Genomic DNA, 14791 nt, shown 5'->3' on the forward strand with positions numbered 1-14791 from the left:
GATAAATTCCAAGAAAAAAACCGACATCGCGCCGGCCTCTCCTTCTTTCCACTATTACTTCAAAATGTCAAAGAACGTTTTGCGGATGTCCTGGTAGACCGCGCTCCAAAATTCTTCATTCCATACAAAGCCGTCCGAAATTTCGCCGTGCACCGTCTTTTGGTGCAGCTCGAATTGCGGATCGTCTTTTTCAGGCAGACGGGATTTTTTCTCCATCACGAATTCTTGGACTTTCGGTGCACGAGGGCCCCAATCTCCCACTACTTCGCCTTCTTTGGACAGGAAAATGTATTTGGGAATCGAACGTCCGCCGTTTGTTAAATAGCGGTCCATCAATTCCAGATTTTCGTCGCGGTAGACACAGTGGACTTCGATGCCCGATGCTTCTGCAATCTTACGGAGAATTGCATTGTTCATCATGGCATCGCCGCACCAATCTTCAGTGATAACTAACACATGGGGCTGTTTTTCTTTCAACAGCTCCATCAATTCGGGATCTTCTGGAAGATTGAATTTCTCGTAAATGGAATAGGATTTCTCCTGGTTTGACTCCATCAATGTCATGTATTTTTCCAAGGTGATGGCATTCTCAAAGTATTGTTGTTCCGTCGTCATCAGTTCATCACTTCTCCTTTGTCTTGTCAGCAGCAGATCATGCAGATCTCTCATTCACACTTAACTATTCTTCTTAATCCCTAGTTTACTTGTTGAAAGATAAAGCTTCAAATGTTTTATCCGTTTTTTGCGGGTTCCTTTAGCAAAATAAGGCAAAAAAAGGAACCGGGTTCGCTCAATGCGATTCCGGTTCCGGGTTTTGGCTGCGCCAATTAACGTTTTGCAATTTCTTCAAGCAAGATTTTATTGAGCAATGGCGGGTTCGCCTGCCCTTTTGTCTGCTTCATGATTTGGCCGACCAAGAAACCGATTGCGCGGTCTTTGCCGTTTTTAAAGTCTTCGATCGACTGCGGGTTGTTGTCGAGTGCTGCTGTGACGAATTCACGCAAAGTGTTTTCATCCGAGATCTGGACTAGCCCTTTTGCTTTGACGATGTCGTTTGCGTCGCCGCCTTTTTCAATCAATTCCTTAAAGACTTTCTTCGCGATTTTCGACGAAATCGTTCCGTCTGAAATCAATTTGATCATGCCGGCAAGTCCTTCCGGAGTCAGCGCCGTTTCACTTAATTCTTTTTGTTCCGCGTTCATGTAAGCTGAAACTTCACCCATCAACCAGTTGGAAGCAAGCTTCGCATCCGCTCCGGCATCAACCGTCGCTTCAAAAAAGTCAGAGATCGGCTTCGCCAGTGTCAGCACCATGGCGTCGTATGATGACAAGCCAAGTTCTGCCACATAGCGCGCTTTGCGGGCATCCGGAAGTTCAGGAATTTCCGCACGGACGCGTTCAAGCCAAGCGTCGTCAATGACGATATCCACAAGGTCCGGCTCTGGGAAGTAGCGGTAATCATCCGATCCTTCTTTCACGCGCATCAATAGGGTTTTGCCTGTCGCTTCATCGTAGCGTCTTGTTTCCTGCTCGATGATGCCGCCTGACAATAGGACTTGTTCCTGGCGAACTTGTTCATGCTCAATCCCTTTGCGGACATAGTTGAATGAGTTCAAGTTCTTCAATTCGGTTTTTGTGCCGAATTGCTCTTGGCCATATGGACGAAGCGAAATATTGGCGTCGCAGCGAAGCGAGCCTTCTTCCATCCGCACATCCGATACGCCTGTGTATTGGATGATGGCTTTGATTTTTTCGAGATATGCATAAGCTTCGTCTGCTGTCCGGATGTCCGGCTCAGAAACGATTTCGATCAGCGGCGTGCCTTGGCGGTTAAAGTCGACTAGCGAGTGGCCGTTGCCTGTATGCGTCAGCTTTCCTGCATCTTCTTCCATATGAAGGCGCGTGATGCCGATGCGTTTTTTCTCGCCATTGACTTCAATTTCAACCCAGCCGTGCTCACCGATTGGCTGGTCAAACTGAGAGATTTGGTAGGCTTTCGGATTGTCCGGATAGAAATAATTTTTACGGTCGAATTTCGTATGGCGGGTAATTTCGCAGTTTAATGCAAGCGCCGCTTTCATTGCCCAGTCCACTGCCGTTTTGTTGACGACCGGCAATACTCCCGGATAGCCAAGGTCGATCACGTTCGTGTTCGTGTTCGGTTCCGCACCAAAATGGTTTGGTGCAGGAGAGAACATTTTCGATTCTGTTTTCAGTTCTACGTGGACTTCAAGTCCAATGATCGTTTCAAAGTTCATTGTGCTGCTCCCTCCCAAATCTGAGGCGTTTGTTTATGGAAATCGGTTGCTTTTTCAAAGACATCCGCAACACGATAAATCGTTTCCTCATCAAAGTATTTGCCGATGATTTGCAAGCCAAGCGGCAAGCCGTTTTCAAATCCACATGGAATCGAAATTGCCGGAACTCCTGCCAGGTTGACTGGAATCGTCAAAATATCGTTGGCATACATTGTCAATGGATCATCAACCTTCTCGCCAATTTTAAATGCCGGCGTCGGAGTTGTTGGCCCGATGATGACATCAAATTTTTCGAAAGCATCGTCAAAATCTTTTTTGATCAGTGTACGGACTTTTTGCGCTTTTTTGTAATAAGCGTCGTAGTAGCCAGAACTTAATGCGTACGTACCAAGCATGATGCGGCGTTTGACTTCGTCGCCGAAGCCTTCAGAACGTGTATTCATATAGAATTCCAATAGGTTCCCGGCTTTTTCTGTACGGTATCCGTAGCGGATGCCGTCAAAGCGGGACAAGTTGGAGGAAGCTTCTGAAGAAGCAAGCAAGTAGTACGTGGCAAGTGCGTATTTGGAATGCGGCAGTGAAACCTCTTCCCACGTTGCGCCTTTTTCTTCAAGAACGGCAAGGGCTTCGCGAACCGCTTGTTTCGCAGCTTCGCCAACGCCTTCTGCAAAATATTCTTTCGGAACGCCAATGCGCAGCCCTTTAATATCGCCAGTCAATGCTTCCGCAAAATTCGGCACTTCGATATTGGCCGAAGTAGAATCGCGCTCGTCATGCCCGGAAATCGCTTCAAGCAATAACGCATTGTCTTTTACGGTTCTTGTAATCGGTCCGATTTGGTCTAATGAAGACGCATAAGCAATCAGACCGAAACGGGAAACCCGTCCGTATGTCGGCTTCATTCCGACCACGCCGCAGAATGCTGCCGGCTGGCGGATCGAGCCGCCGGTGTCCGATCCTAATGTGAATGGCACTTCGCCTGCAGCAACAGCTGCCGCCGATCCACCTGAAGATCCGCCTGGAACCGTTTCTAGGTTCCATGGGTTTTTCGTATTTTTATAGTAAGAGTTTTCATTGGAAGAACCCATGGCAAACTCATCCATGTTCAATTTGCCGACGGTGATCATTCCAGCGGCTTTTAATTTTTCTACAACAGTTGCATTGTAGATCGGATTGAATCCTTCCAAAATCCGGCTTGAGGCGGTTGTTTCGATGCCTTCCGTCACGATATTGTCTTTTACTCCGATTGGGAGGCCGAATAGGGGTCCGCGTTCTGCAAGCGGCGTTTGATCCATTTCTTCTGCCTGTTTCGTTGCCTGTTCTTTATTCATCGCTAAAAATGCATCCACTTTCGGATCCAATTTTTCAATGCGTTCAAATGCCTGTTTCGTAATTTCAGCAATGCTGACTTCTTCTTTATGTATCAAGTCCTGCAATTCTGATGACGTTTTATCGACTAAGTTCATTGATTTCCCTCCTCACACTTATTCTAAGATCGTTGGAACTTTTACTTGCCCTGCTTCGTGTTCTTTCACGTTTTTCAAAACGAGTTCCCGGTCCAATCCAGGGACGGATTTATCTTCACGCAAGACGTTGACCATTTGCAATACATGCGTGGTCGGCTCTACATTTTCCGTATCCAATTCATTCAGCAATTCCATTGCGTTCGTAATTGCTTCCAATTGATCCGCAAAATGTACTGCTTCTTCATCAGTAATGGCCAAGCGCGCCAAATGTGCTACTTCAATTACTTCTTCTTTTGTCATTTTCGCCATTTCTCTACACCTCCGGATTCAGTAAACATACGCTCTATCATATCATTTTTTTAGGAAAAGCGGAAGCGCCCGGTTAGATTCGACGGGCATAAGACGCTTTGGCGAAGCGGCATCTTTTCAGCCGCACAGCCGGAGTGGCTTATGACCCGAGAATCTGGGCGCTGGAGTCTGGACAATAAGAAAAGCGGAAGCGCCTGCTCAGCTCCGAAAGGCATAAGACGGAACAGCGAAGCGGCGTTCTTTGCCGCATAGCTGGGCAGGCTTATGACCTGAGGAGCTAGGTGCTGGAGTACTCTTCTAAGATATAGAATAAACTAGCGGAGCATCCGGCAAGCGAAGTTATTTTGTGGAATATCGGGTCTCCAAACGAAACTTTTACCATTTCTAACTTTTTCCACACATTGTAAAAAGGCAGCCGACTGGCTGCCTCTGTCTTGTGCAAATTAGTCATAAATATGAACAACCGGTTCGGTCTGATCGATTTTCCGTAGAATCAGCGCTTCCGGCCCATTAGTTGAAGTTACACTGATTTCAACTTGAATGTTCTCTGGAAAATGCTCCAATACTAAGCCGGTCAAATATTGAGTGAAACCGATAACTTCAGCGGATCCGTAAAACTGGATAGGAATGTCGATCTGCATTTTGCGGATCTGGTCATCCTGATAAAATCCGGTGCCGATGACGCTCGTGAAGTTTGAAAAATACTCTTCCACATCTTGCTTGAAGTTGCGGAATTTCGTGTCAATAGCCCGGTACTTTTCTTCCGTATTTGAGGAAGGGAAAATGACGTATTCTTCATTGACAGCGTTCCAATTAGCCACTGCCCCTTGTCCTCCTGGAGCTACCCCATAGGAAAAATAAGTCCCCGGAGCAATCGCGCCTCGCGTATTCTGTTTAAACAAGCCAACCATGATCGGCACATCTTTCATGCCTTCTTTTTCACGGAGGCGCTTCACAATTTCATCCGCCATCCGCTTTCCTTCTTTATCCAATTGAGCTTGCGGCACTGACTCTTCGTAAGTAGCGCCGTCAGAAGTATTGTAGTAAACCGAATTCAATGCCAAACCAATGGAAACGCCGCCTAGCCGGATCGTTTCATTATCCGTTTTAACTAAATAATTCTGTTCGACGATATGCGCCAAGATTTCCGCAGAAGGATGGTCCCCCGCTTCTTTTTGCGCTGCTGTCCGTCCGTCAGCCGGATTCAGCCCGAGCGGATTTTCTTCCGTTTTGCGGCCCAGCCAGTCCGTTGCATCTTCATCCGTTATTTTCTGGCCCTCTTGGAAATAGTAGTCATCCGGAGAAAATTGGTGCTGCGATATCCGCAGAAGTCCGCTTTCCGCTTCTTTAATATCATAGCGCGAATAAATCCGGTTGATGATTTTTCCCCGTGTGGCACTTTCTTTATAAGGCAGCAGCGTCCGATAATACGCTGCATCCAGCTGGATGCTCGGAATAATCGCCGTTTCCACTTCTTCCTCTGTATTCAGCACTTCTGTATCATCTGACACGGAAGGCACACATCCCGTCAGCAACAATAGGCTGACCGGAATCCACCAAATGCGTTTCATGTTAAATCTCCTCATTTATTCAATTCTTCCAGAAGACGTTCCTCGTCCCAAACATCGACTTTCAGCTCCATCGCTTTCGCCAGTTTGGAGCCTGCCTCTTCTCCCGCGATGACCAGATCCGTCTTTTTGCTGACGGAGCCTGAAACGGTTCCGCCCAGCGCTTCGATTCGGGCCTGTGCTTCGCCGCGCGTCAATTGCTCCAACTTCCCGGTCAACACAATTTTCTTGCCGGCGAAGCTATTGGCGCCTGCTTCGACGCGGATGCGCGTTCCGGTATATGTTAAATTGACGTCAGCTGCCGCTAAACGTTCCATCAATTGCTGAACTTCTTCCGTCTCGAAATAGGAAACGATCGAATCGGCCATTTTTTCGCCGATTTCGTGTATTTCGACTAACTCTTCTTGAGAAGCGTTCATCAGTTTTTCCATCGATCCGTAATGCTCGGATAAGATGCGCGCCCCTCTTTCGCCGACATGGCGGATGCCAAGGCCGAACAGCAATTTTTCCATCGAGTTGCTGCGGGATGCATCGATTGCGGCGATCAAATTGCTGGCTGACTTTTCACCCATGCGCTCAAGCGTCAGCAATTGCTCTTTCGTCAATCGGTACAAATCGGAGATATCGGCAATCAGGCCTTCGCGGTACAACTGTTCTACCACTTTTTCGCCTAAACCGTCGATATTCATCGCATTGCGCGAAACGAAATGGATGATGCCTTCTGTAATTTGAGCAGGGCATTGCGGATTGACGCAGCGAAGCGCCACTTCCCCTTCAATCCGGATCAGCTCGCTATCACAAGCCGGACAATTTTCCGGCATGCTGAAAGGCTCTTCATCCCCTGTCCGCTGCTCGATTAACGCAGACACCACTTCCGGAATGATGTCGCCGGCTTTTCGGATAATCACACGGTCGCCGATGCGGATATCTTTTTCTTTAATCAAATCTTCGTTGTGAAGCGAAGCCCGCTGGACGGTTGTGCCTGCCACAGATACCGGATCCAAAATGGCCGTCGGCGTCACAACGCCCGTGCGCCCGACACTTAATTCAATATCACGGACAGTCGTCATCACTTCTTCTGCAGGGAATTTATACGCCGTTGCCCATTTCGGGCTTTTAGCGGTAAATCCGAGTTCCTGCTGATGTAGATAGCTGTTCACTTTGATAACAATCCCATCTATTTCATAGGATAAGCTTGTACGTTGTGCGTTCCATTTCTCAATATAAGCGAGCACTTCTTCTACACTATTGCATACTTGGCGTTCATTATTCGTTTTAAATCCAAGCGCATCGATGTATTGAAGCGTTTCTTCGTGTTCACTCAAACCATAGTTTTGGCCGTCGCCTCCAAGCGCATAAATGAACACATCCAGATTCCGGCTTGCCGCAATTTTTGGGTCGAGTTGGCGAAGCGATCCGGCTGCTGCATTTCGCGGATTGGCGAACAGTTCTTCGCCGCGCTCGCCGCGTTCCTCATTTAAATTATGGAAAGATTTCTTCGGCATGAACACTTCTCCGCGCACTTCAAGCGAAACCGATTTTTTGATTTTCAACGGAATCGTCCGCACCGTCCGGAGATTGGCTGTGATGTCTTCACCAATCCGCCCATCACCTCGGGTTGCGCCTCTGGAAAATTGGCCATTTTCATAGATAAGCGAAACGGCCAAGCCATCAATTTTCAATTCACAGACATACTGAATGTTATCCCCTGCGCCATTTCTGACGCGCTTATCGAAATCCCGTATGTCCTGCTCGTTAAATACGTTTGACAGGCTAAGCATCGGCTGGTCATGCGTCACTTTTTCGAATCCTGAAATCGGCGACCCGCCGACGCGCTGCGTTGGTGAATCCGGGAAGATCAAATCAGGATAAAGAGTTTCAAGTTCAATGAGTTCATGCAGCAATTGATCATAGACAGAGTCCGGAACGGCCGGCTTATCCAACACATAATAAGCGTGGCCATACCCCCGAAGCTGTTCGTTCAATTCATTTACACGCTGCTCTGCTTTTAAACGGTCCATAAACGTTCCTCCCGGCTATACTTTTTCAATAGGTGCGAATTTTGCCAGCAGGCGTTTGATGCCTACTGGGCTTGGGAAAGCGATATCGAGCTCCATCTGCTCCCCTTCGCCTTTCACACTGACAACTGTGCCTGTTCCCCATTTTTTATGTTTGGCGCGGCTGCCAGGCTGCCAGCCCAGTTTATCTCCACCCGATTGCTGATAGGCCGGGCGTGTGACTGCGGCGCGTTTTGGCGCCTGTCTGTAGCTCGTCTGCGCACCTGCCCGGTAATTCGCCATCGTCTGTTCAATCAGCTCTTCTGAAATCTCGCTGATAAACCGGGACGGCATATTGTAATTGCTCTTGCCGAAGAGCGTACGCGACGTCGCATGCGTCAAATAAAGGCGCTGCTCTGCACGCGTAATTCCGACATAGGCCAAGCGCCGTTCTTCTTCCAGTTCATCATCATCCAGATTTGAACGCGAATGCGGAAAGACGTTTTCTTCTAAGCCGATGATGAAGACAACCGGGAATTCCAGCCCTTTTGCCGCATGCATCGTCATCAAGATGATCGGTCCGTCCGCATCTTCCTCATCATCCAGCGAATCGATATCGGAAATCAGCGCCAAGTCTGTCAAAAATGCCACTAAGGATTTATCATCGCTTTGCTTCTCAAATGCTTTTGTCACCGATAGGAATTCTTCCAAGTTTTCCAGGCGGCTTTCGCCTTCAATCGTTTTGTCGTTTTGCAGCATTTGCCGGTAGCCTGATTTCTTCAGCACTTCTTCGACCAATTCCGTCACCGACAAGAATTCCTGCATTTGCGTGAAGCCATCGATCATGGAACGGAATTCCAGGACAGTCTGCGCTGTTTTTGCTGTCAGTCCCATAAAATCAGCTTCTTGCAAGGCATCCATGATGGTGCGGTCTTGGTCGATCGCGAAACGGGCCATGCGTTCAAAAGACGTTGCCCCGATTCCGCGCTTCGGCTCATTGATGATCCGCGCAAGCGATAAATCATCGTCGTTATTCGCAATCAGCCGCAAGTAAGCGAGCAAATCCTTGATTTCTTTGCGGTCATAGAACTTGGTGCCGCCGACAATATTATAGGACATATTCGATTTGACGAACATTTCCTCCATGACACGCGACTGGGCATTCGTCCGGTAAAGAATGGCAAAGTCAGATGTTTTATAGCCTTCTTCTTCCATCAATTTCTGGATGGTCTGGACAACGAATTGCGCTTCCTGCCGTTCATCTCCCGCTTTATGGAGAATGATTGAAGGGCCTTCATCGTTGTCTGTGCGCAGTTCTTTCGGATAGCGGCTTGTATTCTTTTTAATGACATCATTCGCTGCCTGTAAAATCCGTTTAGTCGAACGGTAATTCTGCTCAAGCATGATGACTTTGGCATTCGGATAATCTTTTTCAAACGAAAGGATATTCGTGATATCCGCTCCGCGCCAACGGTAAATCGACTGGTCGGAATCCCCTACTACACAGATATTCTTGAATTTGCTTGCGAGTTTCTGGACCAATTGATATTGGGCATTATTTGTATCCTGGTATTCATCCACATGGATGTACTGGAATTTATTCTGATAGAATTCCAAAACGTCCGGCACAGTATTAAATAATTTCAATGTCGTCATGATCAAGTCATCGAAATCCAATGATTGATTTTTCTTCAAACGCTTTTCGTAGGCCAAATAAACTTCCGATACGGTCTTTTCATACGGATTATGCGCGTTCATATTTGCTGCAAATTCGCTGGCATCGATGCATTCATTTTTCGCCGAAGAAATGGCATTCAGCATCGTCCGCGGCTCGTATTTTTTCGGATCCAGGTTTTGCTGCTTCAAGACGTTTTTGATCACCGTCAATTGGTCTGTCGTATCCAAAATCGAGAAGTTTTTCGAAAATCCAAGCTGATCGATGTTCCGGCGCAAAATCCGTACGCACATCGAGTGGAATGTGGAAACCCACATCCGCTCCCCTGTCCCATGGCCAAGGAGGCCATCGATCCGGCTGCGCATTTCCCGTGCTGCTTTATTCGTAAATGTAATCGCTAAAATATTGGATGGGTAAACCTCTTTTTCCAATACTAAATAAGCGATGCGGTGAGTCAGCACGCGGGTTTTCCCTGAACCGGCCCCTGCCATGATCAAGAGCGGCCCTTCTGTCGTTTTCACTGCCTGTTCTTGTTCCGGGTTCATCCCTCTAAGTAAATTCTTCGTAATAATTTCCATTTTGCACCACCTCGAACATCTGTTCTTTCTATTATAGCGAGTTCTTGTCTAGTTCCGCAACTGCCTGGACAGTCGCTAATGCCTGCTCCAAGTCATCGTAAAGGACGTTTCCGATCACTACGGTATCCGCAATATGCGCCATTTCCTGCGCTTTTTGTACTGAATCGATGCCGCCTCCATAAAATAACCGCGTCTTGCCAAGGACGTTCTTCACTTGTCCCACCAATTCACGATCGCCATAGGCGCCACTATATTCCATATAAAAAATCGGCAGCCGGAAAAAATGCTCTGCCATCCTCGCATATGCGAGTACATCTTCCGCCGATAAATCCGTTTTTGCTCCAGTCAATTCCGCAGCTTTGCAATTTGGATTCAAGATGCAATACGCTTCCGGAATCAATTCTTCCCAGTCCATAATTTCCCCGTATTCCCGGATCGCTTCGTGATGAAGCCCTTTGATCCAAAGCGGATTGTCGCTATTCAGCACCGTGGGGATAAAATAATAATCGAATCCCGGTGTCACCGATTCGATTGTTGAAACTTCGAGCACGACCGGAACCGTAAACCGGCGGACTCGCGCCATTAAATCCAGGACATTGTCGAGTGTGACATTATCGCTGCCGCCAATCAAGATGGCATCAGTCCCAGATTCACAAATTCGTTCCAACTGTCCATCTGTAATCGATTTCGCCGGGTCTAATTTAAATACATGCCGCCATGTGTGAAAGTCCATCATCGTCCACCTAACTTCGCTTCTCTATTCGCTCTTTCATTATAGCAAAAAAAGGGCTGTCCATTAAGCCGAATAGCAGACTCACTGGACAACCCTCTCGATTTTCGTATAACGAATGCAACATTATTCAACAGATGTTCTGCAGAACCACGTTCCTTTGTTCCATCACTCTTTCGGAAGCTCGAATGGCTTTTCGTCCGGATACAATCTTCCCAGCATTTCATCATAGCCATCATTGCCATAATTCAAGCACCGACGGACTCGCGAAATCGTAGCAGTGCTGGCACCTGTTTCATTTTTGATCTTTTCGTACGTCTTTTTCATCCGCAGCATATGGGCAACTTCCAAGCGCTGCGAAAGTGATTGGATTTCACTGATGGTGCACAGATCATCAAAAAAGCGGTAGGCTTCCTCTTTGTCTTTCAGCGCCAAAATCGCTTCAATCAATTGATCTGTCTGTGCGCCTCGAATTTTATCTACCTGCATACAGTTTCACCGTCCTTTCATTTCAAATTATTATGGCGTCGTGCTGATCATTCCCTCCAATCCCGGATTTTCCGGAATGAGATGGATCCATGTTTTGCCCGGTGCCAGCTTTACAGGTTCACCATTCTGAACCGGAACCAGCATGCCATTTTCTACAGTCCATTCAGCTTCAAGCCGGCCGCCTCCATGGAAAACAAGCGCATCTCCGCCGCTTTCCAAATCAATCGCCAATCTTCCCTTGTCGTCAATGACGTCATGGGCCGTTTCAAAAAATAAAACATTGGCAACTTCCATGACTTCGAGCGACTCTTTATCGCCTGTCAAAACCCCGCCTGAAGACCGGCTGTATCGATGGGTCGTTTCATCATATGTATAGACATTTCGAAACATGGGATCTGCACCGTATGCGACTTCAATCGAAGAAGCCTGTTCCATCAGTTTAGCACTTTCAGAGTTGTCATAAAAATGATATGCTGACTCTCCTTTAAAAGAAGATGCAGCCCCCACCATTTCCATTCCTGTTTTTATATTATCAAAAGTGATATAGGAATTATGCGGCGCAATCCGGTCTGTGGAACGCTGGAACAGCGTGCCGTCGAACGCCATGCCGTTGATGTGGTCGACGGCTCCTGCATCCAGCAGCCTCTTCGCATCCGGGCTATAGCCGTGCGCTACGAAAAAAGCATCATAATTTGCGGCCAACTTGACAAAATAATCACGCGCACTGCGAATCGGGCCGACTTGGTTCGGCAGTTCGCTCTGGTAAAGCGCTAAAAATCGGGTAACATTTCCTTCTGCCAACAATTCAAACACCATATCTGCTTCTGTTAAACCTGTTTGCGGCCTTGCAGCCGGATGGTTGTTGATAACCGCCATTATGGGCCGTTGGGTCAATTCCTGTTGAGACGCCACTCCTGTAAAAGGAGCCGTGAAATTTTCCGTTTCTCCAACAGGCAAGTTGGGTTCCACAATTTCTTCCGGCTCAGCCGGCTCTTCTTTTTTCTCATTCACCATCCAAAAGACAGCAGCTGCAGCTGCTGCCAAGAGGACGATTCCCCCTATAATCCATGTCTTTTTTTTCATCGCCATTTACCTCATGAATGCCGGAAATAAGACTTTTTTATTCATCACATCGTAGATGCCTCTTTGGGTGATGCGGACATACGGCAAATGGGTCGCCTGCAAGAATAAGAGCGTATAGATCGCATCCCCTTTTGAATAGCCCCGGTCTTTCAGCGCTTTTTTCAACGCCATTTCCTGGGCAATCAATTCTTCCATCGGCAGCTCAGACATCACTCCGCCAATCGGAAGCGGGAGCGAACAAACCGTTTCGCCTTCTTCCACAAGGACTATTCCGCCTTTCAAACGCTTCAATTCGTCGAAAGCGAGCCACATGTCTTTTCGGCTTTTGCCGATTAGAATGATGTCGCCGGTATTCGAATACGAAGACGCAAAGCCGCTGACACCGGAAGCAAAACCTTTAATCAACGTGTTTACGCGCCATTTCCCGTGCTTATCCAGCAGCATCAAAAAACTTTCTTCATGATCTTGTGAAAGGGTTCCGTCATGGGTATCGACACTTACCGAATAAGGCTTGGTAATGACATCATTGATCATTTCTATTCCAAAGGGCATCGAAAATTGGAAATCGTCTTCTGTCAAATCAAAGTCGAGCTCCAAGTCCGGCATCACGGACCAATCGATTTTCGGCAAGTCCATAACTTTCTTGCCGTCCCGTTTTAGCCACACCCCTTTTGAAATTACGCCGGTTGGCACCGGGTTATCCAGCGAGTCCAGTATATTCAAGTTGGCAAAACGCCCAGTCGCTATCAATCCGTGAAGGCTCGTTACATTGTAATACCGGGCGACGTTATAAGACGCCATCATATAGGCATCTATCGCCGGCACTCCCGCTTCCAAAGCGATTTTGATGCAAAGGTCCATCACGCCGTCCAAGTGGAAACCAGGCGTGGAGCCGTCTGTCGTCATCATCAACTTGTCAAAAACATTCAGCTCTTTTTCCACAACGCCTTTCAGCAAACCTGGCAAATCCGGCCGGATCGAAGAATGGCGAAGCGTTACGCCATAGCCGTGAAGCAGGCGCATTTCCACTTCTTCGACGGTCATCGCTTCGTGGTCTCCATCGGCGCCAAGCAAACGCATGCGCGCCAACGTTTTTTCAGATGCGCCCGGGAAATGCCCTTCAATTTTTTTCAGGCTCATCTTCGCTTTTTGAATCCAATAAAGCATTTGGTCATCGCCGGCTAAAAGCTTCGGCCATCCCGTCAATTCTCCGCCTAGCCAAACATCGGTACGATCCAGCCATTCCCCGACCGATTTCGAAGTGAATAACCGGTCCTCTTCGCTCAGTTCTGTCTGTGAGTCGAACCGGGTCCACCAATAAAAGTTAAACGGCAGCTCTGCCATTTCATCCAGCAATGAAAACGCTTTCTCGTTTTCCAGTGATAAAAACAAGGTCAAGTTGTCGGAAAGGAACGTTGTCGTTCCGCCTTGGGCAGCATAATTCGCAAACGTTTGAGGATTATAAAGCTGATAAGGGTGGACATGGGGTTCGATATAACCCGGTACAATGTATTTCCCTTCCATATCAATCACTTCTGTCGATGCATCGACTTTCGCCATATCCGGCCCTGCATAAACGATGCGATCTCCTTTGATCCAAATGTTTCCGGTCATCCATTTTTTGAAAATGCCATGCAAATAAGTCGCATTTACCAATAAGAGATCCGGTGCTAATTTTTTATCGATAATTTCAAGCTGCTGTCTGATTTCTGTATTTCTCCATAATGGGTTTCCCATATCCGGCACCTTCTTCCTCTGTCTCTATGCATAATATCGTAGCATAATAATGCATGAAAATACAGAGAGGCCTGGATAATACTAGAACATTCTGGCCATAATCGGACACAAAAAATCCACGCCAGGAGCGTGGATTTTCTTCATTTGGCAGTTGTAGAATTGAACGGATCCAAGACATTCTCTTTTTCTTCTTTATTGAATGACAACACTTTAGAAGTCGGCTCATATGATTCACCGTAAAAATGCTCGTCTTTGTACGTATGAATATCTTCATACATTTTCTTCATCGCTTCGAAAATTTCTTCTTCCGATTCGTTGTTCGGCGCCCAGTAAAGGATTTCCATTGAATTCTCTTCGCCTGTCGCTAGTGAACGGCGGCAATAGCCGATGGAAGCGGCATGCTGGAAGCCTTCTCTCGCATAGAAGCGCAAGCGCTTTTCAGTATCCGTATCTTCATAGTTTACCGGTTCCACTTCCAGGATGATCGGCTTGTTCTTGTCTTTCAGCATTTGCAAAGTTTTCTTCCCTAAGCCCATGCCGCGTGATTCTTTCGAGACGAATAAATAGTCGACAAATGAGAAAGTCGGAAACTCGGCATACATCAAGACGTGGTAAGGTCCTTCATCTTTATGATAAACATTGCCTTTTTCTTTCAGCAACGTGTCCATATGCTCTTTTGATTTCATTTCTTCTACTGGGAAATACTGATTTAGTTTTTCGTACCAATTCATAGTTTGTGCTCCTTTCAAATTTGGGTGCCCTGCTGATTTTGTTTCGGGAGTCTTGCTAACTAGTTCGTTATGGAGTGTGATTAAGAGGTAAAAGTGGGCAGTTGAAAATCCTCAACTCAATTTTTAATACCCCAAGGGCGGGGAATTAAACAAAAAATGACACATCTTCG

12 protein-coding genes are annotated in these 14791 nt (G+C 47.1%); all 12 read right to left on the bottom strand.

The genetic code is table 11. The features are described from left to right. Positions 1 to 54: 54 nt before the first annotated feature. Entirely contained in the window at positions 55 to 615 is a 561-nt protein-coding gene (locus BN1080_RS12505) for a thioredoxin family protein (protein ID WP_052652454.1), read from the bottom strand. A gap of 212 nt (positions 616 to 827) precedes the next feature. Beyond that, entirely contained in the window at positions 828 to 2258 is a 1431-nt protein-coding gene (gene gatB, locus BN1080_RS12510) for an Asp-tRNA(Asn)/Glu-tRNA(Gln) amidotransferase subunit GatB (RefSeq protein WP_052652456.1), read from the bottom strand. Then, positions 2255 to 3724 carry an Asp-tRNA(Asn)/Glu-tRNA(Gln) amidotransferase subunit GatA gene (gene gatA / locus BN1080_RS12515; RefSeq protein ID WP_052652457.1) on the bottom strand — a complete coding sequence of 490 codons (1470 nt, stop codon included), beginning with the start codon at positions 3722 to 3724 and terminating at the stop codon, positions 2255 to 2257. The genes gatB and gatA overlap by 4 nt, the downstream gene beginning before the upstream one ends. Positions 3725 to 3742: 18 nt before the next feature. Beyond that, positions 3743 to 4033, bottom strand: a complete 291-nt coding sequence (gene gatC / locus BN1080_RS12520) for an Asp-tRNA(Asn)/Glu-tRNA(Gln) amidotransferase subunit GatC (protein ID WP_052652458.1) — start codon at positions 4031 to 4033, stop codon at positions 3743 to 3745. Between the two features lie 443 nt (positions 4034 to 4476). Beyond that, complete coding sequence (locus BN1080_RS12525) at positions 4477 to 5604, bottom strand: CamS family sex pheromone protein (protein WP_052652459.1); 1128 nt, start codon at positions 5602 to 5604, stop codon at positions 4477 to 4479. 11 nt (positions 5605 to 5615) lie between these two features. Then, positions 5616 to 7622, bottom strand: a complete 2007-nt coding sequence (gene ligA / locus BN1080_RS12530) for an NAD-dependent DNA ligase LigA (protein WP_052652460.1) — start codon at positions 7620 to 7622, stop codon at positions 5616 to 5618. Positions 7623 to 7637: 15 nt separating this feature from the next. Beyond that, positions 7638 to 9851, bottom strand: coding sequence for a DNA helicase PcrA (gene pcrA, locus BN1080_RS12535; RefSeq protein WP_052652461.1), 2214 nt, complete (start codon positions 9849 to 9851; stop codon positions 7638 to 7640). A gap of 31 nt (positions 9852 to 9882) precedes the next feature. Further along, entirely contained in the window at positions 9883 to 10584 is a 702-nt protein-coding gene (pcrB, locus tag BN1080_RS12540) for a heptaprenylglyceryl phosphate synthase (RefSeq protein WP_052652462.1), read from the bottom strand. 165 nt (positions 10585 to 10749) lie between these two features. After that, complete coding sequence (locus BN1080_RS12545; RefSeq protein ID WP_052652463.1) at positions 10750 to 11070, bottom strand: YerC/YecD family TrpR-related protein; 321 nt, start codon at positions 11068 to 11070, stop codon at positions 10750 to 10752. 30 nt (positions 11071 to 11100) lie between these two features. After that, positions 11101 to 12153 (bottom strand): DUF3048 domain-containing protein, encoded by a 1053-nt coding sequence (locus BN1080_RS12550; protein WP_052654612.1) that lies wholly within the window; start codon positions 12151 to 12153, stop codon positions 11101 to 11103. 6 nt (positions 12154 to 12159) lie between these two features. Next, positions 12160 to 13890, bottom strand: a complete 1731-nt coding sequence (locus BN1080_RS12555) for an adenine deaminase C-terminal domain-containing protein (protein ID WP_052652464.1) — start codon at positions 13888 to 13890, stop codon at positions 12160 to 12162. Between the two features lie 140 nt (positions 13891 to 14030). After that, complete coding sequence (locus tag BN1080_RS12560) at positions 14031 to 14621, bottom strand: N-acetyltransferase (protein ID WP_052652465.1); 591 nt, start codon at positions 14619 to 14621, stop codon at positions 14031 to 14033. Between the last annotated feature and the right edge of the window lie 170 nt (positions 14622 to 14791).

Source organism: Planococcus massiliensis, assembly GCF_000821325.1.
In the GTDB taxonomy this organism is placed as follows: domain Bacteria; phylum Bacillota; class Bacilli; order Bacillales_A; family Planococcaceae; genus Planococcus; species Planococcus ruber.

What these genes read in the sequence shown, in the direction of transcription:
- BN1080_RS12505 (WP_052652454.1), bottom strand. Translation starts at nt 615, where the DNA reads ATGACGACGGAACAACAATACTTTGAGAATGCCATCACCTTGGAAAAA.
- gatB (WP_052652456.1), bottom strand. Translation starts at nt 2,258, where the DNA reads ATGAACTTTGAAACGATCATTGGACTTGAAGTCCACGTAGAACTGAAA.
- gatA (WP_052652457.1), bottom strand. Translation starts at nt 3,724, where the DNA reads ATGAACTTAGTCGATAAAACGTCATCAGAATTGCAGGACTTGATACAT.
- gatC (WP_052652458.1), bottom strand. Translation starts at nt 4,033, where the DNA reads ATGGCGAAAATGACAAAAGAAGAAGTAATTGAAGTAGCACATTTGGCG.
- BN1080_RS12525 (WP_052652459.1), bottom strand. Translation starts at nt 5,604, where the DNA reads ATGAAACGCATTTGGTGGATTCCGGTCAGCCTATTGTTGCTGACGGGA.
- ligA (WP_052652460.1), bottom strand. Translation starts at nt 7,622, where the DNA reads ATGGACCGTTTAAAAGCAGAGCAGCGTGTAAATGAATTGAACGAACAG.
- pcrA (WP_052652461.1), bottom strand. Translation starts at nt 9,851, where the DNA reads ATGGAAATTATTACGAAGAATTTACTTAGAGGGATGAACCCGGAACAA.
- pcrB (WP_052652462.1), bottom strand. Translation starts at nt 10,584, where the DNA reads ATGGACTTTCACACATGGCGGCATGTATTTAAATTAGACCCGGCGAAA.
- BN1080_RS12545 (WP_052652463.1), bottom strand. Translation starts at nt 11,070, where the DNA reads ATGCAGGTAGATAAAATTCGAGGCGCACAGACAGATCAATTGATTGAA.
- BN1080_RS12550 (WP_052654612.1), bottom strand. Translation starts at nt 12,153, where the DNA reads ATGAAAAAAAAGACATGGATTATAGGGGGAATCGTCCTCTTGGCAGCA.
- BN1080_RS12555 (WP_052652464.1), bottom strand. Translation starts at nt 13,890, where the DNA reads ATGGGAAACCCATTATGGAGAAATACAGAAATCAGACAGCAGCTTGAA.
- BN1080_RS12560 (WP_052652465.1), bottom strand. Translation starts at nt 14,621, where the DNA reads ATGAATTGGTACGAAAAACTAAATCAGTATTTCCCAGTAGAAGAAATG.